This is a genomic window from Chromobacterium amazonense, from assembly GCF_001855565.1.
In the GTDB taxonomy this organism is placed as follows: Bacteria; Pseudomonadota; Gammaproteobacteria; order Burkholderiales; family Chromobacteriaceae; genus Chromobacterium; species Chromobacterium amazonense.
Genome location: NZ_MKCR01000004.1, coordinates 61,707 through 88,123, shown reverse-complemented (window position 1 = coordinate 88,123; position 26,417 = coordinate 61,707). Strand labels below are relative to the sequence as shown.

Annotated in this window: 24 protein-coding genes and 1 pseudogene; 15 read left to right on the top strand and 10 right to left on the bottom strand. The window is 65.9% G+C overall.

All coding sequences use genetic code 11. The annotated features are described in order from the left end of the window. The first annotated feature begins 4 nt into the window (after nt 1-4). The 5 genes from BI343_RS03530 (at nt 5) to BI343_RS03510 (ending at nt 4,474) form a co-directional block, all read left to right on the top strand. Complete coding sequence (locus tag BI343_RS03530) at nt 5-919, top strand: ABC transporter permease subunit (protein WP_071108686.1); 915 nt, start codon at nt 5-7, stop codon at nt 917-919. Nucleotides 920-942: 23 nt separating this feature from the next. Beyond that, complete coding sequence (locus BI343_RS03525) at nt 943-1,944, top strand: oligopeptide/dipeptide ABC transporter ATP-binding protein (RefSeq protein WP_043623842.1); 1,002 nt, start codon at nt 943-945, stop codon at nt 1,942-1,944. Continuing rightward, nucleotides 1,937-2,926 (top strand): murein tripeptide/oligopeptide ABC transporter ATP binding protein OppF, encoded by a 990-nt coding sequence (oppF, locus tag BI343_RS03520; protein ID WP_043623845.1) that lies wholly within the window; start codon nt 1,937-1,939, stop codon nt 2,924-2,926. The genes BI343_RS03525 and oppF overlap by 8 nt, the downstream gene beginning before the upstream one ends. A gap of 440 nt (nt 2,927-3,366) precedes the next feature. After that, nucleotides 3,367-4,077 carry a 2-phosphosulfolactate phosphatase gene (locus BI343_RS03515; protein WP_071108685.1) on the top strand — a complete coding sequence of 237 codons (711 nt, stop codon included), beginning with the start codon at nt 3,367-3,369 and terminating at the stop codon, nt 4,075-4,077. A 64-nt stretch (nt 4,078-4,141) separates the two neighbouring features. Then, nucleotides 4,142-4,474 carry a YbjQ family protein gene (locus BI343_RS03510; protein ID WP_071108684.1) on the top strand — a complete coding sequence of 111 codons (333 nt, stop codon included), beginning with the start codon at nt 4,142-4,144 and terminating at the stop codon, nt 4,472-4,474. On the opposite strand, the gene BI343_RS03505 is transcribed toward BI343_RS03510, so the two are convergent. Genes BI343_RS03505 through BI343_RS03485 form a run of 5 tightly spaced genes read right to left on the bottom strand, consistent with a single transcriptional unit; the run spans nt 4,441 to nt 11,504 of the window. Continuing rightward, nucleotides 4,441-5,379: a GNAT family N-acetyltransferase gene (locus BI343_RS03505; protein WP_071108683.1), complete on the bottom strand. Its 939-nt coding sequence runs from the start codon at nt 5,377-5,379 to the stop codon at nt 4,441-4,443. The two genes, BI343_RS03510 and BI343_RS03505, sit on opposite strands and share 34 nt — an antisense overlap. Further along, on the bottom strand, nt 5,376-6,638 hold the full coding sequence (locus BI343_RS03500) for a phenylacetate--CoA ligase family protein (RefSeq protein ID WP_071108682.1): 1,263 nt from the start codon (nt 6,636-6,638) through the stop codon (nt 5,376-5,378). The genes BI343_RS03505 and BI343_RS03500 overlap by 4 nt, the downstream gene beginning before the upstream one ends. Before the next feature lie 42 nt (nt 6,639-6,680). Then, complete coding sequence (locus tag BI343_RS03495; RefSeq protein WP_071108681.1) at nt 6,681-9,086, bottom strand: acyl-CoA reductase; 2,406 nt, start codon at nt 9,084-9,086, stop codon at nt 6,681-6,683. Between the two features lies 1 nt (nt 9,087). After that, nucleotides 9,088-10,218, bottom strand: coding sequence for a LuxE/PaaK family acyltransferase (locus BI343_RS03490; RefSeq protein ID WP_071108680.1), 1,131 nt, complete (start codon nt 10,216-10,218; stop codon nt 9,088-9,090). A gap of 29 nt (nt 10,219-10,247) precedes the next feature. Further along, complete coding sequence (locus tag BI343_RS03485) at nt 10,248-11,504, bottom strand: MdfA family multidrug efflux MFS transporter (protein ID WP_071108679.1); 1,257 nt, start codon at nt 11,502-11,504, stop codon at nt 10,248-10,250. Nucleotides 11,505-11,793: 289 nt separating this feature from the next. Here BI343_RS03485 and BI343_RS03480 point away from each other — a divergent pair, with 289 nt between their 5' ends. Together BI343_RS03480 and BI343_RS03475 are read left to right on the top strand one after the other, a co-directional pair. Beyond that, a complete protein-coding gene (locus tag BI343_RS03480; RefSeq protein ID WP_071108678.1) occupies nt 11,794-12,555 on the top strand; it encodes a CDP-diacylglycerol diphosphatase in 762 nt (253 codons plus the stop codon). Between the two features lie 159 nt (nt 12,556-12,714). Beyond that, the gene (locus BI343_RS03475; RefSeq protein ID WP_071108677.1) at nt 12,715-13,107 is read left to right on the top strand and encodes a VOC family protein; all 393 of its coding nucleotides are present in this window, start codon (nt 12,715-12,717) and stop codon (nt 13,105-13,107) included. A 372-nt stretch (nt 13,108-13,479) separates the two neighbouring features. Here the strand turns inward: BI343_RS03475 and BI343_RS03470 are convergent, their stop codons facing one another. After that, nucleotides 13,480-14,256, bottom strand: coding sequence for a tRNA threonylcarbamoyladenosine dehydratase (locus tag BI343_RS03470; protein WP_071108676.1), 777 nt, complete (start codon nt 14,254-14,256; stop codon nt 13,480-13,482). A 272-nt stretch (nt 14,257-14,528) separates the two neighbouring features. Between BI343_RS03470 and BI343_RS03465 the strand changes: the two genes are divergently transcribed. Next, nucleotides 14,529-14,753, top strand: a complete 225-nt coding sequence (locus BI343_RS03465) for a hypothetical protein (protein WP_043623880.1) — start codon at nt 14,529-14,531, stop codon at nt 14,751-14,753. A gap of 120 nt (nt 14,754-14,873) precedes the next feature. On the opposite strand, the gene BI343_RS03460 is transcribed toward BI343_RS03465, so the two are convergent. Next, complete coding sequence (locus BI343_RS03460) at nt 14,874-15,209, bottom strand: darcynin family protein (RefSeq protein WP_043623883.1); 336 nt, start codon at nt 15,207-15,209, stop codon at nt 14,874-14,876. A 101-nt stretch (nt 15,210-15,310) separates the two neighbouring features. Between BI343_RS03460 and BI343_RS03455 the strand changes: the two genes are divergently transcribed. The 6 genes from BI343_RS03455 to BI343_RS03430 all read left to right on the top strand — a co-directional run bounded on the left by BI343_RS03455 (nt 15,311) and on the right by BI343_RS03430 (nt 22,709). Continuing rightward, nucleotides 15,311-15,916 (top strand): TetR/AcrR family transcriptional regulator, encoded by a 606-nt coding sequence (locus BI343_RS03455; RefSeq protein WP_071108675.1) that lies wholly within the window; start codon nt 15,311-15,313, stop codon nt 15,914-15,916. A gap of 13 nt (nt 15,917-15,929) precedes the next feature. Next, entirely contained in the window at nt 15,930-16,958 is a 1,029-nt protein-coding gene (ltaE, locus tag BI343_RS03450) for a low-specificity L-threonine aldolase (RefSeq protein WP_071108674.1), read from the top strand. A gap of 54 nt (nt 16,959-17,012) precedes the next feature. Beyond that, complete coding sequence (locus BI343_RS03445; protein ID WP_071108673.1) at nt 17,013-17,720, top strand: substrate-binding periplasmic protein; 708 nt, start codon at nt 17,013-17,015, stop codon at nt 17,718-17,720. 112 nt (nt 17,721-17,832) lie between these two features. Further along, complete coding sequence (locus BI343_RS03440) at nt 17,833-18,507, top strand: alpha/beta hydrolase (RefSeq protein ID WP_244886560.1); 675 nt, start codon at nt 17,833-17,835, stop codon at nt 18,505-18,507. A gap of 52 nt (nt 18,508-18,559) precedes the next feature. Then, nucleotides 18,560-20,602, top strand: coding sequence for a prolyl oligopeptidase family serine peptidase (locus BI343_RS03435; RefSeq protein ID WP_244886559.1), 2,043 nt, complete (start codon nt 18,560-18,562; stop codon nt 20,600-20,602). A gap of 85 nt (nt 20,603-20,687) precedes the next feature. Further along, on the top strand, nt 20,688-22,709 hold the full coding sequence (locus BI343_RS03430; protein ID WP_071108671.1) for a M13 family metallopeptidase: 2,022 nt from the start codon (nt 20,688-20,690) through the stop codon (nt 22,707-22,709). 329 nt (nt 22,710-23,038) lie between these two features. Here BI343_RS03430 and BI343_RS03425 read toward each other — a convergent pair whose 3' ends face one another. The 3 genes from BI343_RS03425 to BI343_RS03415 all read right to left on the bottom strand — a co-directional run bounded on the left by BI343_RS03425 (nt 23,039) and on the right by BI343_RS03415 (nt 25,945). Beyond that, complete coding sequence (locus tag BI343_RS03425; protein WP_071108670.1) at nt 23,039-23,569, bottom strand: YfaZ family outer membrane protein; 531 nt, start codon at nt 23,567-23,569, stop codon at nt 23,039-23,041. A gap of 147 nt (nt 23,570-23,716) precedes the next feature. Beyond that, nucleotides 23,717-24,346 (bottom strand): YceH family protein, encoded by a 630-nt coding sequence (locus BI343_RS03420; protein ID WP_071108669.1) that lies wholly within the window; start codon nt 24,344-24,346, stop codon nt 23,717-23,719. A 66-nt stretch (nt 24,347-24,412) separates the two neighbouring features. Further along, nucleotides 24,413-25,945, bottom strand: coding sequence for a glycine betaine uptake BCCT transporter (locus BI343_RS03415; protein ID WP_071108668.1), 1,533 nt, complete (start codon nt 25,943-25,945; stop codon nt 24,413-24,415). Nucleotides 25,946-26,285: 340 nt separating this feature from the next. On the opposite strand from BI343_RS03415, the pseudogene BI343_RS20235 reads away from it, so the two are divergent. Continuing rightward, a pseudogene (locus BI343_RS20235) lies at nt 26,286-26,381 on the top strand (hypothetical protein); the annotation flags it as partial. Nucleotides 26,382-26,417: the final 36 nt, after the last annotated feature.

Genomic DNA, 26,417 nt, shown 5'->3' with positions numbered 1-26,417 from the left:
CGCAATGATGAAAAGCAAACAAGCCGCGGTTGCCGCGGCGCTGGAAACCGGTCTGGTCGAGGCCGCGACCGAGGGCCGCAGCCCCTGGCGCGACGCCCGCATCCGTTTTTTCCGCAACAAGGCCGCCGTGGTGAGCCTGGTGATCCTGACCCTGATCACCCTGTCCTGTATCGTCGGCCCCTGGCTGCTGCCGCATGGCTACGCCGACACTGACTGGGATGCGATCAGCCTGGCGCCGACCTTCCACAACCTGCACCTGTTCGGCACCGATGAACTGGGCCGCGACTTGCTGGTGCGCACCCTGATCGGCGGCCGCATCTCGCTGATGGTCGGCCTGCTGGCCACCATCGCCGCGGTGATCATCGGCGTGCTGTGGGGCGCCACCGCGGGCTTCCTCGGCGGCAAGGTAGACAATGTGATGATGCGCATCGTCGACATGATGTATGCCGTGCCCTACCTGTTGATCGCCATCCTGATGGTGACGCTGCTGGGCCGCGAGTTCTACTTGGTGGTGTTGACCATCACCATCCTGGGCTGGATGGACATGGCGCGCGTGGTGCGCGGCCAGACGCTGGCCATCCGCTCCAAGGAATACATCGAAGCCGCGCATGCCATCGGCGTGTCCACCCCCACCATCATTTTCCGCCATATCGTGCCCAACCTCTTGGGCATCGTGGTGATCTACACCACGGTGACGGTGCCGGGGGTGATCCTGACCGAATCGGTGCTGTCCTTCCTCGGCCTGGGCGTGCAGGAGCCGATGACCAGCTGGGGCGTGCTGATCGGCGACGGCACCAAGGCCATGGAGAGCCAGCCGTGGATGTTGCTGTTTCCGGCCGGCATGCTGTCCTTGACGCTTTACTGCGCCAACTATATCGGCGACGGCCTGCGCGACGCGCTGGACCCGAAAGACCGCTGACCCCAGGATAGACGAGGCAAGACATGAGCATTTTGAAAGTCAACAATCTCGGGGTGCAGTTCCAGACCAATGACGGCGTGGTCAACGCGGTCAATGGCGTGAGCTTCGAGTTGAACAAGGGCCAGACCCTGGGCATCGTCGGCGAATCCGGTTCCGGCAAGAGCCAGACCGTGCTGGCGATGATGGGCTTGTTGGCCAAGAACGGCCAAGCCAGCGGCGAGGCGCTGTTCCATGGCCAGAACATCCTGACCATGAGCGCGGCGCAGCTGAACAAGATTCGCGGCGATCGGATCTCGATGATCTTCCAGGACCCGATGACCTCGCTGAACCCGTATCTGACGGTGGAGCGGCAGATGACCGAGGTGCTGGAACTGCACAAGGGCATGAGCCGGCGCGACGCCAAAAAGCGCGCGATCGAGCTGTTGGACGCGGTGCGCATTCCCGAAGCGGCGCGCCGGGTGGACATGTATCCGCACGAATTCTCCGGCGGCATGCGCCAGCGCGTGATGATCGCCATGGCGCTGCTGTGCGAGCCGGAAGTGCTGATCGCCGACGAGCCGACCACCGCGCTGGACGTGACGGTGCAGGCGCAGATCCTGACCTTGCTGAAAGACCTGCAGCGCGATTTCGGCACTTCCATCATCATGATCACCCATGATCTGGGCGTGGTGGCCGGCCTGTGCGAAAACGTGCTGGTGATGTACGGCGGCCGCGCGATGGAATACGGCCGCGCCGACGACATCTTCTACCATCCGACCCATCCCTACACCATCGGCCTCTTGGGCGCCCTGCCGCGCCTGGACCACGACGGCAGCGACCTGGTCAGCATCCCGGGCAACCCGCCGAATATGGCGCATATGCCCAAAGGCTGCCCGTTCAGCGAGCGCTGCGTCCATGCCAGCCCCCGTTGCGCCACCGAGCTGCCGCAACTGGCGGCCAGCACGCTCAACCCGCAGATTCTGCGCGCCTGTCACAAGCCGGCGGAAGAACTGGTGCAAGCCGCCGCGGAGGTGACCCATGTCTGAGAACAAGCCAATCATTCTGTCGGTGCGCAACGTCAAAGTGCACTTCCAGGTCAAGGGCGGCGACGCCTGGCCGTGGAGCCCGAAGAAGACGCTGAAGGCCGTCGACGGCGTCAGCTTCGATCTGCGCGCCGGCGAGACGCTGGGCGTGGTCGGCGAATCCGGCTGCGGCAAGTCCACGCTGTCCCGCGCCATTCTGAACCTGATCCCGGCCACCGACGGCGAGATCGTGTGGATGGGCAAGGACTTGCGCAAGGGGAGCCAGAAGGATTGGCTGAATGTGCGCAAGGATATCCAGATGATCTTCCAGGATCCGCTGGCGTCGCTGAACCCGCGCATGACCATCGCCCAGATCATCGGCGAGCCCTTGCGCGTGCACAAGCCTGAGCTGTCGGCGGAAGAAGTCATGAAGCGCGTCAAGGCGATGATGAAGCGCGTCGGCCTGCGCGAGCAGATGATCAACCGCTATCCGCACGAGTTCTCCGGCGGCCAGTGCCAGCGCATCGGCATCGCCCGCGCGCTGATCCTGGAGCCCAAGCTGATCATCTGCGACGAGCCGGTGTCGGCGCTGGACGTGTCGATCCAGGCGCAGATCATCAATCTGCTGAAGGAACTGCAGCGCGAGATGGGCCTGGCGCTGATCTTCATCGCCCACGATCTGGCCGTGGTCAAGCATATCTCCGACCGCATCCTGGTGATGTACCTGGGCCGCGAGATGGAGCTGGCCAACAAGCACGCTCTGTACGACGTGCCCTCGCACCCGTACACCCGCGCGCTGCTGTCGGCGATTCCCATTCCGGACCCCAAGCTGGAGAAGAACAAGACCATCCAGATCCTGCAGGGCGACCTGCCCAGCCCGATTAACCCGCCGTCCGGCTGCGTGTTCCGCACCCGCTGCCCGCAGGCGGAGGCGCGTTGCGCGCAAGAGGCGCCCAAGCTGCGCAAATTGAGCGAAAACACGCAGTCCTCCTGCCTGCTGGCTTGACGCGCTTGTCGCCGGTTTGATCCACGCCGCCGGTTCTTGGCACCGGCGGCGTTTTTCTTTTCCGAAGTCCAGGATTGCGCTGATGGTTGATCCATGAGCGGGCTGCGATTGTCGCGCGTCCAGGCGAGCATGGCGGAGAATATCTGCTGACGCTTAATAGAATCGCTAGGCGCGATGGCGCATTGTTGGAAATCGCGCAGCGAAAACGCCTCCGGAGTCGCATCCGGGGGCGTTTTCATATGATTTCTTTGAGTTTTTGATGGCCAATGGTTAAGCTTTCGACCTTTCCAATAATAATTATTTCGATCCGATAACAGGCCGCAGGCCTGGGCGGATCGCGCGGCGCGCATCGCCAAGGGGCTGGAAGGGCAGGGCGCGCCGTGTCGGACATTGAACCGCCGCCGGCAAACCGGCGGCTTGCCATTTTTCAGGGACGAAGAATGCCACATACGCAACAGGAATTTTCAGTTCGGCTGCAGTGGGGAGTGGAAGCGGCGAGGCAGTTGAGCCGGCAGGCGGACAGTTGCGTTGTCGTCGATGTGTTGTCCTTCAGTACCTGTGTCGATGTCGCCTGCGGCAACGGCGTGGTGGTGTTGCCGTATCGGGTCAAGGACGACAGCGCGCAGGACTTCGCCGCCAGCCGGCAGGCGCTGCTGGCTGGCAAGCGCAGCCGCACGCAGCCGTCGCTGTCGCCGTCTTCGATGCAGCGGCTGGCCTTCGGCACCCGGCTGGTGTTGCCGTCGCCAAATGGCGCGGCCGTCAGCCTGGCCAGCGAGTCGTCGCGCACCATCGCCGGCTGCCTGCGCAACGCCTCGGTGGTGGCCAACTATCTGAATGATCAGGACGGTTCGGTGCTGCTGATCGCGGCGGGCGAGCTGAATCCGGATGGCAGCCTGCGTTTCGCCTACGAAGATTTCATCGGCGCCGGCGCCATCATTCACAATCTCGCCGGCACCAAGTCGCCGGAGGCGCTGGCGGCGGAAGCGGCCTTTGTGCTGGCGCGCAACGATCTGGAGCGCCAGCTGAGCCAGGGCCTGTCGGCCTGCGAACTGGTCGAGCGCGGCTTTCCGGAGGACGTGACGCTGGCGGCGCAGCACGATGTCAGCCGCTGCGTGCCGCTGTTGCGCGACGGCGAATATCGTCCGGTCTGAGCTTCCCAGATATCATGATGGGGCCCATCCTGTTCGGGACGGGTTTCATCACCAGGAGATTTCCATGTTGCCAGCCAGAATGGTCACCACCGCTTTCGAACTGCCGGGCTACCGGATCACCGCCAACCTCGGCGTCGTGCGCGGCATCACCGTGCGTTCGCGCTCGGTCATCGGCAATTTTTTCGGCGGCTTGCAGTCGCTGTTTGGCGGCAACATCACCATCTATACCAGCCTGTGCGAGCAGGCGCGCTCGGAAACCTACGCGCTGATGTGCGACCACGCGACGATGCTCGGCGCCAATGCCGTGATCGGCATGCGCTACGACGCCACCGACGTGATGGCCGGCCTGACCGAGGTGCTGTGCTACGGCACGGCCGTGCGGGTAGAGCCGCTGTAACGGCACAGCCGGTACAGACGCGCGGCCTGTTCGTCGCTGAAGTGGATATCTTGTTCGGAGACGCCACGCAGCCATAGCAGTTGCCAGCCTCCGGCCGCCGCCGGCAGCAGGCCGCCGAAGCGAAATCCGGCGTCTCGCAGCTGCGTCCGCAAGGCCAGCGTTTCCGCGCTGGCCGGCAATTTCAGATAGATCAGCTGGCTGCCGGGCAGCTTGGCGATTTCCGCCAGCCGCGCCGGCGTCGGCCGTGACGCGGTCAGCTCCAGCCGCCGGCCGTGGCGCGCCAGCGCCAAGCCCGGCAGTGCCGCGCCGGCGGGCGCGTTCTCTCCCTCTCCGAAAGCCTGGCGCAGCGGCGCCAGCCAGCTTTCCCACTCTGTCGGCCACGCCAGCTTCGGCAGCGGCCGAGCTTGCAGCGGCAGGCAGCCCAAGAGGATGCTTTCCGGCACCGGACCGGCAAATGGCGTGTCGATGTAGTCCGGCAGCAGCGCCGTGTTGTGAAAGCCCAGTGCCTGCGCCACGTACTGGCTGCGCGGATGCGAGCATACTTGCTTGATGGTCAGCAGCGCGACGCCCAGATCGGCGGCCGCGGCGCGCAGGTGCCGGCCCAGCAGGCTGGCGATGCCTTGGCCGCGCGCATCGGGGTCCACCACGTTCATCGCCAGTTCGGCCTGGCCCGGATAGGCCGGATTCAGCCACAGCGCCGCGTGGCCGACCAGCCTGTCGCCTTGCATTGCCACCGCCGAGCGCCACTGGCCGCTGGCGTTGCGTTGCTGGATCTGGCTGGGCAGATAGACATCGGCGTAGAAATAGCGGTCGTCGTAGATGGCGCGGAACAGCGCGCTGATGCCGGCGGCGTCGGCTGGCTGGTAGTCGCGGACCCAGGCGGTTTCAGGATGGCGGACGCTCATGGCTGCGCCTCCGCCAGTTGATAATCGCGGCGGTCCACCACGCGCAGCAGCTTGCCGGAGCGCGGATGGGTCCGCATCGCTTCCGGGGAGGCCTGCCGCAGCGCCAGGCTCAGCTGTTGTTTTCCGCATTGCTCGGCGATGGCCGGCTGGCTGGCCAGCAGGGCCTGGCGCAGCCGCGGCAAATCCAATGGCGCGCGCGCCGCCAGCAACAATTCCAGACAGTTGCGCCCGTCCCGGCGCGAGATTTCCAGCTGCCATGCCAGCAAGTCTTGCTGTTCGCCCAGCGCGCGGCCCAGCTCGTCCGGGAACAGCGACAGGGTGCCGACGCGCACGCGGTGGCCGTTGCCGGCGCGGCCCAGCAGCGCGAACTTGCGCTGCGGACCGGGCGGCTCGCGCCAGCAGGCCAGGTCGCCGCTGGGGTAGCGGATCACCGGCATCAGCCGGCGCTGCAGATTGGTCACCAGCAGCAGGCCGCGGCGGCCGGGCTCGTCTATCGCTTCTCCGCTGTCTTCGTCGATGATTTCGATGATGCTGTCGGCGTCGAACACCCGGTGTTCGCCATGGTCGCAGTCCGGGTCGGCAAAGCCGATCAGGCCGGCGTCGACGCTGGCGCAGCCTATCGAACCGATGCGGGCCTGCGGGAACACCTGCTTCAACAGAGCGATCTGCTCGCCGAACAGGCTTTCGCCGGCATACAGCACCGTTTCGACGCCAGGCAGCGTCAGCGAGAGCTGTTCCAGATGATGGACAAGGCGCAGCAACTGGGCCGGCACGCCGGCCAGCACATTGATGCGGTGGCGGCGGATGGCGTCGATGAGCGCGTCGTGATCGACAGTGCAGCTGAACGGGTATTCCAGCACCGGCACCGGCGTGTGAGACAGCGCGCCATGGGTGAACAGCAGGCTGGTGTAGAGGTCGCCGGCGAAGAACAGATTGGCGACGCGGTCGCCTGGCCGCAGCTGGCGAGCGAGGCCGGCGCCGAAGGCGCGGACGAAAGCCTGCCATTCGTCGCGGCTGAATACGGACAATTTGCCGTCGCCGGTGGAGCCGCCGGTCTTGAAAACATGGCCGTCGAGCGCGGAGGCGGTCAGCGCCGGCCAGCGCGACAGGTCTTGAGAGTCGCGCCAGTAGGCGGAGGGGTCGACCGGGGGCAGGTCGGACAAGCGCCAGCCTGCGGCGGGCAGGCCATGGTAGAGCGAGCGGTAGTATGGCGAATGGTTGCGGGCGTGTTTGACCAGCGAGATCAGTTTCGGATTCATGATTATGTGTGTAGATGCCGGCGGCGAAGCGCCGGCCGGGTTTCAGCGTCTAAGGTCCAGTACCAGGGGGGTCTTGCCGCTATGCGGATGGCGGCGGAATTCGGCGGCTGGCGTGGCGATGATGTCCAGCTGGAGCAGCCCGCCGCTGACCACCTCGTGCAGCATGGGGTCTTGCAGCAGGCGTTGGCGCAGGGGCCGCGTATCGCCGTCGGCCAGCAGCCGGATGCGGTCGCCGCCGTTGTCGCCGCGGTCGACCAGCCATTGCAGCGGCAGGCCCAGCTGCTCGCTCAGCGCGGCCGGGTTGAGGAAGATGGTGCCCGCCCGCAGCAGCGCGCCGTGGCGGCCGGCCAGGCGGAAACGCGGCGTGGCCAGGCCGCAGGGGCAGGGGCCTGGCAGCCATTGTCCCAAATCGCCCAGGTCGTAGCGCTCCACGCGCTGCGCCTCGCGTTCGCGCGAGGTGAACACCAGGCGGCCGATTGCGCCGGGCGCGGCGGCCTGGTCGCTGTCGGTTTCCAGTATCTCCAGCCACTGCGCTGCGGCCAGCAGGTGAAATTCGCCGTCGCCGCCGTGCGCGCAGGCGTGGCCCAGCGGGCCGGCGTCGACCGAGCCATACATCGCCGAGCGTATCCGCTCCACGCCGAAGCTGCCGATGTAGGCGCGTTGGCCGTCGCTGATGTGCTCGCCGCCGCAGAACACCTTGCGCACGCCGCCGTAGCGGCGCAGCACTGCGCTTTCGCATTCGAACAGCCTATGCACGGTGCCGGGCATACCGATCAGGGTGTTGATCTTCTGCTCGACGATGAAGTGGGCGATTTCGCTGAAGTCGTCGTCGGACGGGCCGCCCATCGGGTATTGGGCCACGCCCAGGTAGTCCAATATCGTGAAGAAGCTCAGCATGCCGCCGTACATCTTGCCGCCGTAGAGCAGGTTCATCGCGCGGTCGGTGGCCGGGTTCAGGCCGGCGGCCAGCATGCCGTCGGCCGCGGCGCGCATATGGTGGTGATAGTCGCGGTAGCTGACGCCGGCCAGTTTGGGCGCGCCGCTGCTGCCGCCGCTGCGGAAGAATAGCTGGGCCTTGTCGTTGGGCGGCTGGTTCTGGAAGTCGGTCTTGTCCATGATCGGCAGCTGGGCCAGGCCTTCCGGCTCGGCCGGCGGCTCGTCCAGCGTGGCGTGGCCGGGTAGCGCGGCGTCGTCCAGGCTGACCGACACCCGGCGCGACAGCCGCTGCAGCGCGTAGACGCCGTCGTGCGGCTCGCCGTGGTAGCCGTCGTGCATGCGGCCGGCCGGGGCAACGCGGCTGACGCCGGCCGCCAGCAGCATGCGGCTCAGCTCCGGCAAGCGCGCGGGCGGCGCGATCAGGCCGCTGCTTTGCAGATGGGTGCGCCAGGGGCGCAGGATGCGGGCCAGCGCAGCGCGCGGAGCCGGCCTCAGTTCCACGCTGCGGAATAAAGGCGACGGCGCCAGTTCCTGATCCATATTCCAGGCCAGCCGCCAGCCGTCGCCGGTCAGCAATTGCCCCTGGCTATCGGCAAAAGCCTGGTCCAGGCGGTGAAAAGCCATGCGGGTGCTGATCTCGGCGGCTTCCTGCAAGTCCGGCGTCAAGGCCGGCCATAGCGGCGCGCGCCGCTGCAGCGCGGCGGAGAGCCGGCTCGCCATGTCGCGGATCACGGCCGGATCGTCGCTGTCCACCAGCAGCGCTTGCGGGCTGGAGCAGGCTTGCTGGTCATGGCGGCAGACATCGTCGGCCAGCGCGTCCAGCTGCTCGTCGCTGGCGGCGGCGGGATCGAGATAGGCGAAGCTGATGCGGTGTCCCCAGTCTATCCAGCGGCAGCCGGGCGGCAGCTGGGCGCGGATGGCCGCGAGCGCGGCGTCGCCGCCCCAGGCGGATACTCCGTCCGCGTCGGCCAGCAGCTGCGAGAGCTCGGTGTTCGCTGCCGGCAGCACGGCGATATGCTCGGCCAAGCGGCCGCTGGCGTCGTGATGCAGCAGCTCGGCCAGCAAGCGCGCGCTGCGCCCCTGATCGCTGCTGCTGGGGCGCAGCCAGTTGACATTGCCCGCCAGCAAGCCTTCCAGCGCGGCCAGGAAGGGCAACAGCGCGGCGTTGGCGGGCGTGACGTGCAGCACCAGGCCCAGCGGCTGCCAGGCTTCGAAGCGCGGTTCGCGGTAGTCGCGGCGGCGCAGGGAAAATGGCCGCTCGCCCAGTTCCCGCTCCCGTTTGGCTTGCAGCGCCTCGCGGCGGCAAAGGGCGGCCAGTTGCGCGCGCGAGGCCGCGTCCAGCAAGGGGTGGTGCTCGGCCGCGATAAGGGCCAGCGCGAAGCGTTCGGCGCAGGCCAGCACCGTCTCCGCGTCCAGCGGCGCGGCCAGGGTATCGGCCAGGCGCGGGCGCAGCGCGTCCAGCGCGGCAGCGAGCGTGAGGTCGCTGCGCAATTCTCCATGGATCAGATACATATCAGGACTCCTTGATCAGTTCAGACGCCGCCATGGCGCAGCTGCGGCTCTTGCTGGTGCCGGCGCGGCCCAGCAGTTCGAACCAGTCGGTGGCCAGGCCGCAGCCGCAGCGCTCGGCCGGCTGCAGCACGGCCAGATCGCTCAGCAGCATGCTGTGCGCCGGGCTGGACGTGATGTAGGGCGAAGCCAAGTGCAGGAAGCCGGGCTGGCCGTAAGGCAGGCGTGCCAGGGTGGCGGTGTCGCGGATCCAGGCGCGCGCCCAGCTGGGCACGTGCAGGCGGTGGCGCGGGCATTCGTTATAAGGCACCGGGTGCTCGACCGAACCGTAGCCGTCGCGGCAGCGTTCGTCGGGCAGGCCCAGTTGCTCGCCCAGCCGGCGGTACAGTTCGATCTTCGGTATCGCTTGGTCGGCATGGGTTTTCCAGCCGCCGCCGAGCAGAACCAGCGATTCCGGATGCAGGGCCAGCGGGGGCAGACCCATGTCGCGCATCCGTTGCAGCGTGAACCACAGGAAGGCGGGGAAGCCGAAGATGCGCACCGGCAGGCCTTCCTCGGCGAATTCCTGCAGCGCGCGTATCGTCCCGAAAGGGTCGAACTCATTGCCCTTGCCGTTGTGGCGCAGCGCGTAGAGGGCGCGGTTGATCGGCGCGTATTTGCACAGGAACTGGTCGGTGTAGGCGGTGCCCAGGGTGATGGCGCCGGCCGGCTCGTAGCTGAGCAGCAGGTAGTTGCACGGTTGCTCCGGCGTATTCCAGCCGTAGTGGTCGAAGATGCGGTCCACCATGCGCTGGGCGGCGTGGATGCTGCGTTCGTCATAGCGCATGCGGCTCTTCTGGCCGGTGGTGCCGGACGAGGTCAGCTCCAGCGCGTCTTCGCCGGTTTTGCTCAGCAGCAGCCGGCGTTTGAAGTAATTGGCGAAGATGGGCGGCAATTCGGACCAGTCGGTCAGGCTGGCCAGCCGCTGCGGCGTGAAGCCGTTCTGTTCCAGCCAGCTGCGGTAGCCGGGGCTGTGTTCGCAGTGGTAGTCGACCAGTTGGCGCATCGCGGCGTCGAACAGACGGTCGCATTCGGCGTCGGCGCGGTAGGGGTGTTCCAACGCGCACAAGGCCTCGACATGGGGGAGTGTGATCATGACGGTTCCCGTGATGAAGAAATCGGAAGTCAGGCGGAGACGGGCTCGAGCTGCGGGCGGCGCAGCAGCAGCCACAAGGGCGGCAAGGCCAGCAGCGAGGCCAAGCTGACGCCGGCGGCGAAGCGGGACGGGCTGTCGCCGGCGTCCAGAAGGGCGAGCATGGCGCTGCCGCCGCCCAGCATGGCGGTGGACAACATGCCCAGCATCGCGGCGACGCTGCCTTTGGCGTTGTCGCTGCAATACAGCGTCAGCCGATACAGGGTGGCGTTGCCCAGCCCCAGGCCGAAGGCGTAGACGCAGAAGCAGGCGACCAAGGCCGGCAGCGACGGCGACAGCGGGGCGGCGAGTCCGGTCAGCAGCAGGCCGCCGGCCATCGGCCACAGCGCCAGCCGCAGCAGGCTGGACAATTCCATCCGCCCGGCCATCCGGTTCAAGAGCAGATTGCCGCCTATCATCGCGGCGAACACCGGCAGCTGCCACAGGCCGTATTGCAGGCTGCTGTAACCCAGCTGGCGGATCAGCAGCAGCGGCGACAGGCCGATCCAGGCGATCAGCGGCAGAGTCAGCAGGCCCAGCGCCAGGCTGCCGCAGACGAAGTCGCGGTGTTTGAGCAGCGCCAGGTAATTGGCCAGCGCCACGCCCAGGCGCAGCGGCACCGGCTGCTGCGCCGGGCCGTCGCGCCGCGGCGCGCCCAGCGTTTCCGGCATCCAGCGCCACAGGCCCAGCGTCACCAGCACGGTGGCTGCGCCGAGCGCGGCGAACAGCTGGCGCCAAGACAGGACTTCCAGCAGCAGGCTGCCCAGCAAAGGGCCGGCCAGCGGCGACAGCAAGGCGATATTGGCCAGCAAGGCCATCAGCCGCACCGCGTCGCGCTCGTTGAAGATCTCCTGCAGCGCGGGATAGCTGACCACCACGATGAAGCCCAGCGCGATGCCCTGGACGAAGCGCAGCAGGTTGAACCAGCCTATGTGCTGGCTGCCGGCGGCGGCGAGGCAGGCGAGGGCGAAGATCAGCGTGCCGGCCAGCAGCGTCGGACGGCGGCCGAAGCGGTCGGACAATGGGCCGATCAGCCACTGGAAGGCGATGCCGCCCAGCAGGAAGGCGTTCAGCGCAGTGGGGACGTGGTGGCTGGCGGCGGAGAGATCCCGTGTGACCTGCAGCATGGCGGGCATCACCATATCGCTGGCCAGATAGGTCAATAGCTCAAAGGCAGTAAGCAGCAGGCAGAACAGCAAGGCCTGGCGGCGGGAAAGGTACAGCAGCGGACGGAATGATTCTTCGGACATGGTTGTTGCGGTTTCTGCATCGATAACATTAGGATTGCTTGGCCGCGGCGGGATCTGCGCGGCGGGGCAAAGATATGCCATATGAGCAGATAAAAACCTGTCCTTAAGTATTGAACTTATTCTTTTGTTCTATTGTTTGTCACATTTACGAAAGATAAGGTCGAAACACGAAAATTTATCGAAACATTTTTGTGGTTTTAACCACATGTTTGATGTAATTGAGCTACCGATCAGGGCCGCCATGCGCGGAAATTTTTCAGTCGCCTTCCCATTTTCTTCCCGGATTCCCATGAAAAAAAGAATCTTTGTCGGCCTCAGCCTATGCGCCTTGCTGGCGGCCGGCGTGTCCTATCGTGCCTTGGCGGACAGCGACGCGCTGTGGCGCATCGTCGGCGAGCAGTGCGTGCCGGACATGCAGGCCAAGGGTGCCCCCGAGCCGTGCGCGGAGGTCAAGCTGCAACAAGGCGTGGCGGTGCTGAAGGACCGCAACGGCGCGCTGCAGTACCTGTTGATTCCCACGGAGCGGGTCAGCGGCATCGAAAGCCCGCGGCTGCTGCAGAACGACGCGCCGGCCTATTGGCGCGAGGCCTGGCAGGCGCGCCGTTTCATGGATACCAAGCGCGGCCAGCCGCTGCCGCGGCAGGCGGTGTCGCTGGCGATCAATTCGCAGTACGGGCGCAGCCAGAACCAGCTGCACATCCACATATCCTGCGTCGACCGCAAGGTGAGGCAGCAGGTGGATGATCTGAATGACAGCCTGAATGCCGGCTGGCGGCAGTTGCCGGTGGAGCTGGAGGGGCACTCATATTGGGCGCGCCGCGTCGATGCCGACGCCAATGGCGATCCAGCAGCCGATCCGTTCCGCATGCTGGCCGACGGCCTCCCCGGCGCGCGAGAGGAAATGGGCCGCTATGGTTTGGCCTTGCTGCCGGCGGGCTTTGCCGATGGCCCCGGGTTTGTGCTGCTGGCTACGCGCGCCGACCTGCTTAGCGTTAACCGAGCGTCAGCCGAGGAGCTGCAGGACCACGACTGCAAGATTCTGCAGCCGTGAGCGCGAACAAGGGCTGTCCCTTGCTGCAGCAAAACGGCAAGTTGTCATACCATCCACCGCGCCTGAGGGCAGCGGCCCGCTGTATCATCGAGCTTTTGCCGAGGCGCGGCGCAGGCTGGCGGATGTCCCGCCGGCGGCGCCTGGCTGTGGAGCAAGAACATGAAGCAGAGTTTGGCGCTGGTGTCGCTGGTGGTGGCCGACTACGACGAGGCCATCGATTTCTTTGTCGGCAAGCTGGGTTTCGAGCTGACCGAGGATAGCTACCAGCCGGAGCAGGACAAACGCTGGGTGGTGGTGACGCCGCCCGGTTCGGCGGCCAGCCTGCTATTGGCCAAGGCCAGCAACGACGTTCAGCGCGCCGCCATCGGCAATCAGGCCGGCGGCCGGGTGTGGCTGTTCCTGAACACCGACGATTTCTGGCGCGATTACGAGCGCTACCGCGCGGCGGGCGTGGAGTTCACCCGCGAGCCTATGGTGCAGGACTACGGCACGGTGGCGGTGTTCCGCGACTTGTGCGGCAATCAGTGGGATCTGATTCAGCGCAAGGGCTGAGCATCGATTGGCTATTCTTGGCGCAGCATTTGCGCTTGTTGTTGCGGATACATGACGTTTTCGATGTGCCCCGGTCCCTTTAAGCCTGCCGCTGGGTGGCAGGCCCGAGGTTTTAAGCGGCTGTTTGTTTGAGCCCAGCGACGTTAGCGCGCATCGCTGAGCGAATCTCTACGTGCGAGGCTTTGCCTCGCCTCGTGAGAGATTCGCACGCAGAGAGTTCAGCCGCGCCTCGGGCCTGGCGGGACCCAGCGGGGAGGCGAAGGCCAGGCTTGCAGGGTGGCCTTTAGGGGTGGAGGGCAGCCCCGGCAATGGAAATCATCATCCGCGTAGCGGATGCAAAACCGTGTGTTTTTGTAAGCAACTGGGGCCTGCTTACTTCTTAGTCTTGGCCAGATCGGTCAGCACCCGCGATGCGGCGAACAGGCCGAAGCTGGCCGTCACCACCATGCCGGCGCCGAAGCCGGCGCAGGATAAGCCTTGAGGCCCGCGCGCCTCTCCAGCGTCGCAGGCCTGGGCTTGCGGGTAGACCAGCTGCTCGGTGGAGTAGACGCAGGGCACGCCCATCTTCTTGCCGTCGCGGGCGAAGCCGTGATGGCGGCGCAGGTTGTAGCGCAGCTTGGACAGCAGCGGGTCCTGCGTCACCTCGGACAGGTCGGCCAGCTTGATCCGGCTCGGGTCCATCTGGCCGCCGGCGCCGCCGGACACGATGAAGCGCTGGCGCTTCCTGGCGCACCAGGCGGCCATCGCCGTCTTCACTTTCAGGCTGTCGATGCAGTCGACGATGTAGTCGTAACCGCGGCCCAGCAGCTCGTCCATATTCTCTTCGGTGACGAAGTCCTCTATCTCCGTCACCTCGCAGGCCGGGTTGATGGCCTTCACCCGCTCGGCCAGCGCCGTCACCTTGGCCATGCCGTACAGCGGGTCCAGCGCCGGCAGCTGGCGGTTGGTGTTCGATTCCGCCACATTGTCCAGGTCGATCAGCGTCAGTTTGCCGATGGCGCTGCGCGCCAGCGCCTCGACGGCCCAGGAGCCGACGCCGCCGACGCCCACCACGCAGACATGGGCGCGGCGAAAGCGCGCCAGCGCGTCGTCGCCATAGAGGCGGGCAATGCCGCCGAAGCGGCGGTCGAGATCGGCTGTGTGGTCCATCTGGCATTACCTGGCTTGCGAAAAACGGCCAAGGATAACCAAGCCGCCGTCGCAGTGCCAGTTCGCGCGCGGTTTTGCCGCCGCGTTGTGGCGTTTCTGGCCGGCGTGAAGATTTTTTTACAATCCAACTGCTTGATTGATTGGAACCTTTTTGGATCAGCCGTATCTTGTCTATTACGTGCCCGGCTTTTCCGGGCATGTGTTGCGGGACCGGCACGAATGGCTTGCGGCGATTCCTCTGCCGGCCAACTCTCAGTACTAGGGAGATTCCGATGAAGCAGCAAAGATTCGATATCGATTTGGACAAGCATTACAACGCCACGGTGGTGATCGCCTGCGAGGAGTGCGGGCGCGAAACCCGGATGCACCTGAAGTCCCTGCTACCCGACCATGCCTTGCGCTGCCGCTGCGGCGCCGACATCAGCATGGGCGCTCCCGAAATCCAGAAAGCTGAACGCCAGGCTGACGCCATTCGACAATCGTATCGCATTCACTAGGCAAGATTTGCTGACAATCCGTTGACTCCCGCGCCGGCCTCGGGCCGGCTCCAACAGGTTCCTTGCCTGTGGCGCGCAAGCGCAACCGATTACGGCGGCCCCAGCGGCCGCCGTCGGCTTTTATCGCGCCAGCTGCGCGTCGTAGTCGCGGAAGCCGTCCTCCACGGCCGGGATGATGTCCACGAATTCGAAGTACGGTTCGGTCATCAGCGGGCTGTCGCGCAGCGCGTCGATCAGAAAATAGAACGCCTTGGCCGATTCGGCTTCGAACATGGCGACGTCGCTGCAGCGCGTGGTGAACGCTTCCGCGTCGAACCAGCGCATTTTTACGCCGGGGAAGCGCGCATAAATCGGCTGCAGCGTTTCCTGCTCGAAGCGGCGGCGTTCCGGCCGGCTCAGGCGCAGCCAGTTGGGATGGACGCGCATCAACGCGAAGAAAGTCATGGGTTGCGACATGGTGATTCTCCAGAGCGGGATAGGGAAGGGCGGGCCGGCGCCGCGCTGCATAAAATGTAAGCTGGCTTGCGATAGGCGAAAACTCGTGTTTAGCTAGTTCGATGCACGACATCCCGCAACCGCGCAAAACGCCGCGCCAGAACCGTTCCCGCCATGCCGTCGCCGCCATTCTTGAGGCGGCGGCTCGCATTCTGGCGAGCGAGGGCTATGCCGCGTTCAACACCAACCGCGTGGCTGAGCTGGCCGGCGTCGGCATCGGTTCGCTATACCAGTACTTTCCCAACAAGCAGGCGCTGGTGGCGGCGTTGCATCGCCGCCATGGCGAAGAGACGCTGGCCGCGCTGGATGCCGCCTTGGTGGCGAGCGACGGGCGTCCGCCGCGGGAGCAACTGGCGGCGATGGTGGCCGCGGCGCTGGACCTGCATCGGCGCGAGCTGGGCCTGCACCGAGTGCTGGAGCGCGAATGGCCGGCGTTCGACGAGCCGCCCGCCAGCAATCCGCAGGACGCGGCGTTATTGCAGCGCGTGGCTGTCTGGCTGCAGGCATGCGGCCTGGAGGCCGGGCGCGCCGAGGTGCTGCTGCGCATGGCGGATAGCCTGGTCCATGGCCTGCTGCTGGATGCCGGCGCGCCGCCTGCCGGGCTGGAACAACTGATTACCGACGCGTTGGCTGGCTTTTTGGGCTTGCCGGCGCAGCCACACCCTTGAGGAGAAGCGACACATGCAGTGGATAGACCTTCGCAGCGATACCGTGACCCAACCGACGCCGGCCATGCGCCAGGCCATGTTCGACGCCCCGGTGGGGGACGACGTCTATGGCGACGACCCCACCGTGCAGAAGCTGGAGGCGCTGGCCGCCGACACGTTGGGCAAAGAGGCCGCGCTGTTCGTGCCCAGCGGCACCTTCGGCAACCAGCTGGCGCTGTACACCCATTGCCGCCGCGGCGACGAGGTGATCGCCGAGGACAATAGCCACCTGGTCTGGCATGAGGCCGGCGCGGCGGCGGTGATCGCCGGCGCCCATATGCGCACCATAGAGGGCGAGGGCGGCGTGATGGCGGTGGAGGCGATAGAGCGCCGCATCCGCGTCGGCGACGACATCCACGAGCCGCGCACCGGCCTGATCTGTCTGGAAAACGCCCACAGCAACGGCCGCGTGCTGCCGCTGTCGGCGATGGCGGACACCGCCGCGCTGGCGCGCGCATACGACGTGCCGGTGCACCTGGACGGCGCGCGCTTGTTCAATGCCGCGGCGCATCTGGGCTGCGAGGCGAGCGAAATCGCCCGCCATGCGGACAGCGTGATGTTCTGCCTGTCCAAGGGCCTGGCCGCGCCGGTCGGCTCGATACTGGCCGGCCGCGCCGACTTCATCGCCCGGGCGCGCCGCAAGCGCAAGCTGCTGGGCGGCGGCATGCGCCAGGCCGGCGTGATCGCCGCGCCCGGCATCGTGGCCTTGACCGAGATGGCGGCCCGGCTGGATGAGGACCACCAGAACGCCCGTTATCTGGCAGAAGGCTTGGCCAAGCTGCCGTGCATCGATCTGGACCCGGCCGACGTCCACATCAATCTGGTGTGGTTCCGCTTCAATGCCGAAATCGACGCCAGCGAGCTGATGTCGGCGCTGAAGCAGGCCGGCTTCCTGGCCAATCCGCCGCACCAGGGCGCGATGCGGCTGGTCACCCACTGGCAGGTCAGCCGGGCCGACATCGACCGCTTGCTGGAGGTGATGCAGCGCGTACTCAGCGACTGAGCGGCGCCGCAGCGGCTATAACCATGAGGTGGAAACCGATGGGAGCATGGCCGCATGCGCTTGATTGCAGTCGCGCTGCTGGCGGCGCTGTGTCGCGTGTGTCCGGCCGCCGCCGCCGGCCTGGACCTGGTGCGCATTTACACCGACGACGATCCGCCGTATGTGATGGTCAGCCCGGACGGGCAAGTGATGGGCGGCACCACGGTGGAGAAAGTGACGCGGGTGATGCGCAAGGTAGGGGTGCCGCCCAGCGTCCTGCAGGCCGCGCCGTGGGCGCGCGCCTACCAGGAAGCCAAGAGCCATCCGTATGCGATGGTGTTCCCCATCGCCAAGACGCGCGAGCGCATGCAGTTTCTCGATTTCACCTTCAAGATTCTGGATACCGACGTCTATTTCTATCGACTGGCCGCGCGCGGCGACATCCAGGTACATGCCTTCGACGATGCCCGCAAGTACAGCGTGTGCGTGGTGCTGAACGACTATCGGCATGAGTATCTGGAGACCGAGGGCTTTCTGCGGCTGGAGGTGTCGTCGGACTCCACGCTCAACGCCAAGAAGTTCGTCAACGGCCGCTGCGACCTGCTGCCGTCCACCGAGACCGGCCTGGCCAGCAAGCTGAAGGCCTTGGGCTTGCCGCGCGAGCGGGTGGTGCGCGGCATCAAGCTGGACAAGCTGGACAGCGCGCTGTACGCCGCCTTCAATAAGGACACCCCGCCCGAAGTGATCGCCCGGTTCAAGGCGGCCGCGGCCGAGGTGCCGTAAGTCGCGGAAAGGATGCGCCATGCGAGGTCCCGCCATATTGCTGTGTTGCCTGCTGTCTTTGCCTGCTTGGGCCGAGAGGATGATTGAATTGCCTACCCGGCCCGGCGTTAGCTTGCGTTTCCTGCTGCTGGAGCCGCCGGGGCCGCCGCGCGCCAATCTGATTCTGTTCACAGGAGGCGAGGGGCTGCTCAAGTTGTCGGCGGCGGGCGAGCTGGGCGCGGGCCGCGGCAACTTCCTGGTCCGCACCCGCCAAGGCTGGTCCGATATGGGCTTCCGCGTGGCGGTCGTTGACGGGCCGTCCGACATGCCGCGCGGCCTGCTCGGCGATTTCCGCGAAAGCCCGGAGCATGCGACCGACATCGCCGCCGTGGTCGATTATCTGCGCCGGGGCGCGGCGCTGCCGGTCTGGCTGGCCGGCACCAGCCGCGGCACCACCTCGGCGGCGGCGGTCGCGCTGCTGCGGCCGGACAAGGCGGACGGCCTGCTGCTGACCTCCAGCATAGACGCCGGCCGCGGCAGTCTGGCCCAACTGCCGCTGGAGCGGCTGACCATCCCGGTGCTGATGATCCAGCACCGCCGCGACGACTGCCGCGCCAGCCATGCCTACAACCTGGGGCCGGTGATAGACCGGCTGCGCGCCGACGCGCCGCGGGAGCTGATGCTGCTGGATGGCGGCGCCAACGAGGGCGACCCATGCCAGCCCTGGGCCTGGCATGGCTACAACGGCATCGAGAGCCGGGTGCTGAGCCTGGCCGGCGCCTGGATGCTGGCGCATGGCAGGCCCTGATTTGGCAGCCCGGTCCGCAGATGCTACCCTCGCCGCCATTCACAGATTCTAGATGTCCATCGCCATGAACCCGTCCCAAGACCCCCACGCCTGGCTGGAAAGCCTGGATTCCGACCAAGCCGCCGATTGGGTGGCGGAGCAGAACGCCCGCACCGAGAGCGTGCTGGACGCCGATCCGCGCTTCGCCGGACTGAAGGCAGACATCCTGGCCGATCTGCGCGACACGCGGCAGATTCCGTATTTTTCCGAACATGCTGGCAGGCTGTACAACTTTCATCAGGACGAGGCGCATCCGCGCGGCATTTACCGCCGCACCACGCTGGACGCCTACCGCGCCGGCAGCCAGGACTGGCAGACGGTGCTGGACATCGACGCGCTGGCCGACGCCGACGAGCGCGACTGGTATCTGGATGGGGTGTCGCATTGCACGGTGATGCCGGAGCGGGCGCTGGTCCACCTGACCGACGGCGGCGGCGACGCCACCGTGGCGCGCGAGTACGACGTCGAGGCGCGGCGCTGGGTCGAGCAGGGCTTCAGCTTCCCGGAGGGCAAGAACCACATCGCCTGGCGCGATCCGGACAGCGTCTTCGTCTGCCCCGGCTGGAAGGGCGCGCCCTTGACCCGCGCCGGCTACCCGCGCGAAGTGTGGCTGGTGGAGCGCGCAGAGGATGGCCAGCATGGCTGGACCCAACTATTCGCCGCGCCGGAAGACGCCATGATGACGGCGGCCTGGCGCTTTCTCGACAGCGACGGCAGCGCCATCGACCTGATCGAGGCTTCCGACGGCTTCTACCGCAAAACCTATTACCTGCTGGACGGCGGCTTGGACGCGCATGCCCTGCCGCTGCCGCCCAAGGCCGAGATCGAGGCCTACATCGGCGGCGATTTCATCGTCAAGCTGGCCGAGGACTGGGCTTGGCGCGGCGAGACTTACCCCAGTGGCAGCCTGCTGGCGGTCGGCCTGGCGGGCCTGCTGGGTGACGGCCCGGCGCCGCAATTGCTGCAGGCACCCGAGCCGCGGCTGGCGGTGGCGATGGTGGAAACCACGCGCAGCCGCTTGCTGGTCAACCTGCTGGACAATGTGAAGAGCCGCATGCTGTGCTTTGCCAAGCAGGATGGCGTTTGGGTCCAGCAGCCGCTGACTCTTCCGGTGGATGGCGTGATCGAAATCGCCGACCAGCCCTGGCAGAGCGAGGTGCTGTATTACACCTACAGCGATTTCCTGACGCCTAGCGGCCTGTACCGGCTGGACGTGGCCAGCGGGGAGCAGGAATGCCTGCGCCGCCAGCCGGCCGCCTTCGATTCCGCGCCCTATGTGGCCGAGCAGTGGCAGGCCACCGCGCCGGACGGGGAGCGAATTCCGTACTTCGTGGTGCGGCGGCGCGACGCGCCTTTCGATGGCGCGACGCCGACGCTGCTGTACGGCTACGGCGGCTTCGAGGTACCGATGCTGCCGTACTACATTGAAAACTTTGGCCCGCACTGGCTGGCCAAGGGCGGCGCCTTCGTGCTGGCCTGCATCCGCGGCGGCGGCGAGTTCGGCCCGCACTGGCACCAGGCGGCGCAAGGCAGCAAGCGCCAGATCAGTTTCGACGACTTCATCGCGGTGGCGGAGGATTTGATAGACCGCCGCTTGACCTCGCCGGCCAAGCTGGCGATAGAAGGCGGCAGCAACGGCGGCCTGCTGGTGGGCGCGGCCATGGCGCAGCGGCCGGAATTGTTCCGGGCCGTGGTGTGCGAGGTGCCCTTGCTGGACATGCTGCGCTACACCCAGCTCTTGGCCGGCGCCAGCTGGATAGACGAATACGGCGATCCGGACGACGAGGCCGAGCGCGCCGCGCTGGCCGCCTATTCGCCGTACCACAACCTGCGCGCCGACGCGCGCTACCCGCTGGCCTTGTTCACCACCAGCGGCAGCGACGACCGGGTGCACCCAGGCCACGCCCGCAAAATGGTGGCGCGGCTCTTGGAGCTGGGCCACGACGCCCTCTTTTATGAAACCGACGGTGGCGGCCATGCCGGCAACGCCGGACAGGAAGACACCGCCACCGAACTGGCGCGGGTGCTGGTGTATCTGTATCAGCGGCTTATGTAGAGCGGACAAACGCAAGGTTTCACGTTATTGTCATGCATTGCGCCGGCTAATGGCTGGCGCAGGCCATGAGAAAAAGAGGAAAACCATGCGTTTGAAGACATTGCTGCCGCTCGTTCTAGCTTTGAGCCTGCAGGCGGCCTGGGCCGGATCGGCTCAAGAACTCGATTATGGCGCCTATGGCATAGACCTGAAGGGCATCGACCACTCGCTGCGCATCCAGGACAACATCTCGCTGTATGCCAACGGCGCCTGGATGAAACAGGCAGAAATTCCGGCCGAGCGCTCTTCTACCGGCGTAGCCGAATATCTGTACGACCTGAACCAGCAGCGCGTGCGCGACATCATCGAACACGCCGATGCCGCCACGGCCGAAGGCCGCAAGGTCGCGGACCTGTATCGCAGCTTCATGGACGAGGCCGCCATCGCCAAGCGGGGGCTGAGCGCCTTGCGCCCCCAGCTGGACGCCATCGCCGGCCTGGGGTCGACGCAGCAGATCGTGGCCTATATGGCCGGCTTGCAGGCGCAACCGGTGGATACGCCGTTCCGCTTCTATGTGGGGCAAGACCCGAAGAACTCTTCGGTCTATCTGGCGGGGGTGAACCAGTCCGGCCTGGGGATGGAGCGGGATTACTACCTCAGCAAATCGGCAGACTTCGCCAAGGCGCGCCAGGCGTATCAGCGTTATCTGGGCAAGCTGCTGACTTTGGCTGGCGAAAAGCATGCCGAACGGCGCGCCAAGGCGGTCTACGCGCTGGAAGACAAGCTGGCGCGCATCCAGTGGAGCAATGTCGAGAACCGCGACATCCAAAAGACCTATAACAAGGTGGCCGTCGCCGATCTGCCCAAGACTCTGCCCGGTTATGACTGGCCGCGGCTAATGGCCGGCGCGCAGTTGTCCGCCGCCACGCATGTCAATTTGGACCAGCCGAGCTATCTGGCCAAGCTGTCCGGCTTGCTGGCGCATACGCCGCCGGCGGTGCTGCGCGACTACCTGACGCTGCGCACGCTGGATGTGTATTCGCCCTATCTGGACCAGCCGTGGGTGGCCGCGCATTTCGACTTCTACGGCAAGACGCTGGCTGGCCGCGGCGTGGACCGGCCGCGCTGGAAGAAAGCGGTGACCCTGGTCAACGATGGCTTGGGCGAGGCGGTGGGCAAGCTGTATGTCGCCAAATACTTCACGCCCGAGGCCAAGCGCCAGGCCGATGAGCTGGTGCACAACCTGCTGAAGGCCTACGACCAGAGCATAGACACGCTGGACTGGATGGAGCCGGCCACCAAGAAGGAAGCCCACGCCAAGCTGTCAAAGTACATGCTGAAGATAGGCTATCCGGACAAGTGGCGCGACTACTCCGCGCTGGAGATCAAGGCCGACGACCTGACCGGCAATGTGGCGAGGATCAGCGCGTTCAATTACCTGCGCGACGCCAAGCGGCTGGGGCAGCCGGTGGACCGCAGCGAATGGGGCATGACGCCGCAGACGGTCAACGCCTACTACAACGCCGCCAATAACGAGATCGTATTCCCGGCGGCCATTTTGCAATCGCCTTACTTCGATCCCCGCTTCGATCTGGCGGTCAACTACGGCAGCATCGGCGCCACCATCGGCCACGAGATCAGCCACGGTTTCGACGACCAGGGCCACCAGTTCGACGGCGACGGCAATATGCGCAATTGGTGGACGCCAGCCGACGAGAAGCATTTCAAGGAAGTGACGGCTCGACTGGTCAAACAGTACAGCGCTTTCGAGCCGGTGAAGGGCCACCGCGTCAACGGCGAGCTGACCCTGGGCGAGAACATCGCCGACAACGCCGGCCTGGAAATCGCCTACAAGGCCTACAAGATCGCCTTGGGCGGCAAGGACGCGCCGGTGATCGACGGCATGACCGGCGACCAGCGCTTCTTCATCGCCTTCGCCCAGTCCTGGCGCAGCAAGAGCCGCGACGCGGCCACGGTGCAGCAGCTGGTGTCCGATCCGCATACGCCGGATATCTGGCGGCCGATCGGCACCGTCAGCAATCTCGACCCGTTCTACCAGGCTTTCGGCGTGAAGCCGGGCGACAAGATGTATCTGCCGCCGGAGAAGCGTTTCCATCTATGGTGGTGAGTCGATGAGGCAATGAAAAACGGCAGCGCGAGCTGCCGTTTTTCATGACTGGCCGCTAGGGGCTGTTGACGTTTGGTGAGTGGATCGCGTTTGAGCCGATTTGGGCCGGAAGCAAGGCGCGCAGTCCGACGCATAGTCATTCTATGCAAGGGCTGGGCAACGCGGCTTCCGGCCCAAAGCGGCCAAACCCGCAGGGCCGGGCGCCTTTCGCGCCGATTCTTCGTTGTTCCGCGCTGGCAGAGAATGACTATGCGGCGCGCGAAACGCCTCGATTCGTCGCAAAACGCATCCCGGCGCGACCGCTCACCAAACGTCGACAGCCCCTAGGCTCAGAAGCTCAAGCCCGCGCCCAGATAGACGCCGTCGGCCAGCCGGCGGCTGCGGCTGTCGTCGTCGCGGCGGATGTCGAAGTAGCGGTAGCCGGCCTCCACGCTGAGCGGGCCGAACGCGTTCCAGCGCACGCCGGCGGCGTAGTCGTTGACGCGGTTGATGCTGCCGCTGGCGAAGCTGCTGGGCGCGTAATAGGCCTGGCCGAACAGCTTGATCTTGGGCGAGACATTGAAGCTGGCGCGGCCGCCGATCAGCGTGGCGGTGGCGGAGCCGCTGTCCGGCGACAGCGCCATCAGCTTGCCGCCGGCGGCTACCGTCAGCGGGCCGAGCGGCAGCGCGAATTCCAGCCCGGCGCCGCCGGCGCTGCCTTTATGGTCGTCGCGCAGGTAATCCAGATTCAGGCCGATGCCGAAGCCGTCCGGCGTGCGTTGGAATTGCTGGGTGCCGTTGCCGAAACCGGCGATGTAATCGGCGGCGTGGGCGCCGCCGGCCAGGCCAGCCAAGGCCAGCGCGAGTGCGTAATGCTTCATGCGGTATTTCCTGTTGGGTTCAGACGCAACAGATAGTGACCGATTTCTAAAAAACAAGTTCATTGAACGACATGGCCGTTACGGCCGCGCAATACGAAAAGCCCGGCAGAACCGGGCTTGGGGGCAGGGCGCTTGCAGAGGCGCGGCTCAGCTGTTCAGCCGCTGCTCCAGCGACAGCACCATGGCCTTCAGCGCCGCCACTTCGGCCTCCAGCGCGGCCACGCGGCCAGTCAGGCCCACGTCTATCACTTCGCACGACGGCGCCGGCGCGGCTTGGGGCTCGCCGGACAGCAGATGGCACCAGCGCGCCTCGCGCTCGCCGGGCTGGCGCTCCAGCTTCATCACCAGCGGCGGATACTTGTCGGCCAGCGCGTTCAGCGCGGTTTCCACTTCCTCCACGCCGGAGAAGGCGTACAGGCGGCCGGAACGGGTGCGGATTTCGGCGGCGGTCTGCGTGCCGCGCAGCATCAGCATGGCCAGCGCGGCCAGCTTGGCGCCTTCGATATTCCACTCGTAGTTGAGCCTATGCTCGTACTTGGCCACCCGGCTGCCGGCCGGCATGCGCTCGGCCACCAGCTTCTTGGCGATCAGCGCATCCAGCGCCGCGCTGATGTCGGCCTCGGACAGCTGCATCACCGGTTCGCGGCTGGTCAGCTGGTTGCAGGCGCTGGACAGGCCGTTCAGCGTCATCGGGTAGGCGTCCGGCGTCAGCGCCTGCTTTTCCGCCAGCGCGCCCAGCACGCGCACTTCCGCCGGGTCTAGTTGATGCGTGTCCATATCTTCTCCATGGCAAGACGATAGCGTGATGATGGCAGCAAATCGGCCGTTCGTCCCGCCATGCGCTCAATTCTGCTGCCGTTTTTCCAGCGCTTCCAGCTGGCGCAGGCGACGGATCTCGCGGCGGCGGCCGTCACGCTCCTCCTCATCCAGCGCGCGGTACAGCGACACCGCCATGCCTATCATGATCAGCATGAAGGGCAGCGCGCTGACGATCAGCACCGCCTGCAGCGCTTTCAGGCCGCCGCTTTGCAGCAGCACCAGCGCGATGGCGGCCAGCAGCACGCCCCAGATCAGCTTGAGGCGGTGGCTGGGATTGAGGCTGCCGCCGCTGGTGAACATGCCCAGCACGAAGGTGGCCGAATCGGCCGAGGTGATGAAGAAGATGATCACCAGCAGCATGGCCAGCAAGGACAGGACATGGCCGCCGGGCAGATGCTCGAACATCACGTACAAGGCGGTGGAGACGTCATGTTTCACCGCGCCGACCAGGTCGACGCCGCCGAACAATTGCATGTCCAGCGCGGTGCCGCCGAAGGCGGAGAACCAGACGAAGCTGGCCAGCGCCGGCACCAGCAGCACGCCGACCATGAATTCGCGTATGGTGCGGCCGCGCGAGACGCGGGCGATGAACATGCCGACGAACGGCGCCCAGGTCACCCACCACGCCCAGTAGAACAGTGTCCAGTTGGCCATCCAGGTGCCCTGGCTGAACGGCGACATGCGCAGGCTGCTGCTGGTCAGATTGCCCAGATAATCGCCCAGCGTGGTGGTGAAGGTATCGAAGATGAAGCCAGTGGGGCCGAGCAGCACCACGGCCAGGAACAGCAGGATGGCTAGCACGATGTTCAGATTGGACAGCCACTTGATGCCGCGCGACAGGCCGGTCAGCGACGACAGCAGGAACAGCGCGGTGGCGATGACCACGATGGCCACGGTCAGCCAGTCCGAAGGCGCGATGCCGAACAGCATCTGCATGCCGCTTTCGATCTGCAGCGCGCCGAAGCCCAGCGTGGTGGCGACGCCGAAGACGGTGGCCAGCACCGCCAGCACATCGATGGCGGTGCCGATGGGGCCATCGACCCGGTTTCCCAGCAAGGGACGGAAGGCCGCACTGATCAGCCCCTTCTGGCCGCGGTTGAACTTGAAGTAGGCCAGGGCCAGCGCGGTCAGGCTATATACCGCCCATGGATGCAGGCCCCAGTGGAAGAACACATGGCGCATTGCCAGGCGCGCGGCTTCGGCCGATTCCGGCGCGGTGGACGCGCTTGCCGGGGTGGCGAAGTGGGACAGCGGCTCGGCTACGCCCCAGAACACCAGGCCTATGCCCATGCCGGCGGAAAACAGCATGGAGAACCAGCTCATGCGTGAGAACTCCGGTTCGTCGTCCTCCTTGCCCAGGCGGATGTGGCCGAAGCGGCCGAAGGCCAGGTACAGCGCGAACACCAGGAAGCCGAACACCGACATCAGGTAGAACCAGCCGAAGCGGGAAATGGTGAAGCTCAACCACTGCGAGGCGGTATGGGTCATGTGCTCCGGGGCGGCGACGCCCCACAGCGCGAATAATACGGTTAGCAATAGCGACAGGCGTAAGACCATCAATACTCCTATGCGTGGCGGCGCGGCATGGCCTCGCGCGAGGCGCGCGCCGCTGAAGATGGAAAGACGGGCGGCTCAAGGGAGCGCCATGGACGCTCGCTTGGCGAGCGCGGGATGGATAGCGTCAGCACGGATTCATAAGCTTGCTGTTTATGGCGGCAAGCCGGATCGCGGCTGGACGGCTATCGTGCGGAATTCATGAATGAAATCAATTTGTTGATTTTTAGACTAGCACTATTAGCATTTCATTGTAAACCTTGCGGGCGCGATTTCACCTGCCGGGCGGCGCGGCGCAGAGCGGCTTGACAGGCCGCGCCGGCTTCGCCAACCTGTCGCGTTTATGGGATGGGCCAGGCCGGGAGTGGACATGATTCGAGTGGATGTTTTGCTGGTGGAACAAGGGCTTGCCGCATCGCGCACGGCGGCGCAGAACCTGATCGCCGCCGGCCGCGTCAGTTGCCGGGGACAGGTG

What these genes read in the sequence shown, in the direction of transcription:
- BI343_RS03530 (WP_071108686.1), top strand. Translation starts at nt 5, where the DNA reads ATGATGAAAAGCAAACAAGCCGCGGTTGCCGCGGCGCTGGAAACCGGT.
- BI343_RS03525 (WP_043623842.1), top strand. Translation starts at nt 943, where the DNA reads ATGAGCATTTTGAAAGTCAACAATCTCGGGGTGCAGTTCCAGACCAAT.
- oppF (WP_043623845.1), top strand. Translation starts at nt 1,937, where the DNA reads ATGTCTGAGAACAAGCCAATCATTCTGTCGGTGCGCAACGTCAAAGTG.
- BI343_RS03515 (WP_071108685.1), top strand. Translation starts at nt 3,367, where the DNA reads ATGCCACATACGCAACAGGAATTTTCAGTTCGGCTGCAGTGGGGAGTG.
- BI343_RS03510 (WP_071108684.1), top strand. Translation starts at nt 4,142, where the DNA reads ATGTTGCCAGCCAGAATGGTCACCACCGCTTTCGAACTGCCGGGCTAC.
- BI343_RS03505 (WP_071108683.1), bottom strand. Translation starts at nt 5,379, where the DNA reads ATGAGCGTCCGCCATCCTGAAACCGCCTGGGTCCGCGACTACCAGCCA.
- BI343_RS03500 (WP_071108682.1), bottom strand. Translation starts at nt 6,638, where the DNA reads ATGAATCCGAAACTGATCTCGCTGGTCAAACACGCCCGCAACCATTCG.
- BI343_RS03495 (WP_071108681.1), bottom strand. Translation starts at nt 9,086, where the DNA reads ATGTATCTGATCCATGGAGAATTGCGCAGCGACCTCACGCTCGCTGCC.
- BI343_RS03490 (WP_071108680.1), bottom strand. Translation starts at nt 10,218, where the DNA reads ATGATCACACTCCCCCATGTCGAGGCCTTGTGCGCGTTGGAACACCCC.
- BI343_RS03485 (WP_071108679.1), bottom strand. Translation starts at nt 11,504, where the DNA reads ATGTCCGAAGAATCATTCCGTCCGCTGCTGTACCTTTCCCGCCGCCAG.
- BI343_RS03480 (WP_071108678.1), top strand. Translation starts at nt 11,794, where the DNA reads ATGAAAAAAAGAATCTTTGTCGGCCTCAGCCTATGCGCCTTGCTGGCG.
- BI343_RS03475 (WP_071108677.1), top strand. Translation starts at nt 12,715, where the DNA reads ATGAAGCAGAGTTTGGCGCTGGTGTCGCTGGTGGTGGCCGACTACGAC.
- BI343_RS03470 (WP_071108676.1), bottom strand. Translation starts at nt 14,256, where the DNA reads ATGGACCACACAGCCGATCTCGACCGCCGCTTCGGCGGCATTGCCCGC.
- BI343_RS03465 (WP_043623880.1), top strand. Translation starts at nt 14,529, where the DNA reads ATGAAGCAGCAAAGATTCGATATCGATTTGGACAAGCATTACAACGCC.
- BI343_RS03460 (WP_043623883.1), bottom strand. Translation starts at nt 15,209, where the DNA reads ATGTCGCAACCCATGACTTTCTTCGCGTTGATGCGCGTCCATCCCAAC.
- BI343_RS03455 (WP_071108675.1), top strand. Translation starts at nt 15,311, where the DNA reads ATGCACGACATCCCGCAACCGCGCAAAACGCCGCGCCAGAACCGTTCC.
- ltaE (WP_071108674.1), top strand. Translation starts at nt 15,930, where the DNA reads ATGCAGTGGATAGACCTTCGCAGCGATACCGTGACCCAACCGACGCCG.
- BI343_RS03445 (WP_071108673.1), top strand. Translation starts at nt 17,013, where the DNA reads ATGCGCTTGATTGCAGTCGCGCTGCTGGCGGCGCTGTGTCGCGTGTGT.
- BI343_RS03435 (WP_244886559.1), top strand. Translation starts at nt 18,560, where the DNA reads ATGTCCATCGCCATGAACCCGTCCCAAGACCCCCACGCCTGGCTGGAA.
- BI343_RS03430 (WP_071108671.1), top strand. Translation starts at nt 20,688, where the DNA reads ATGCGTTTGAAGACATTGCTGCCGCTCGTTCTAGCTTTGAGCCTGCAG.
- BI343_RS03425 (WP_071108670.1), bottom strand. Translation starts at nt 23,569, where the DNA reads ATGAAGCATTACGCACTCGCGCTGGCCTTGGCTGGCCTGGCCGGCGGC.
- BI343_RS03420 (WP_071108669.1), bottom strand. Translation starts at nt 24,346, where the DNA reads ATGGACACGCATCAACTAGACCCGGCGGAAGTGCGCGTGCTGGGCGCG.
- BI343_RS03415 (WP_071108668.1), bottom strand. Translation starts at nt 25,945, where the DNA reads ATGGTCTTACGCCTGTCGCTATTGCTAACCGTATTATTCGCGCTGTGG.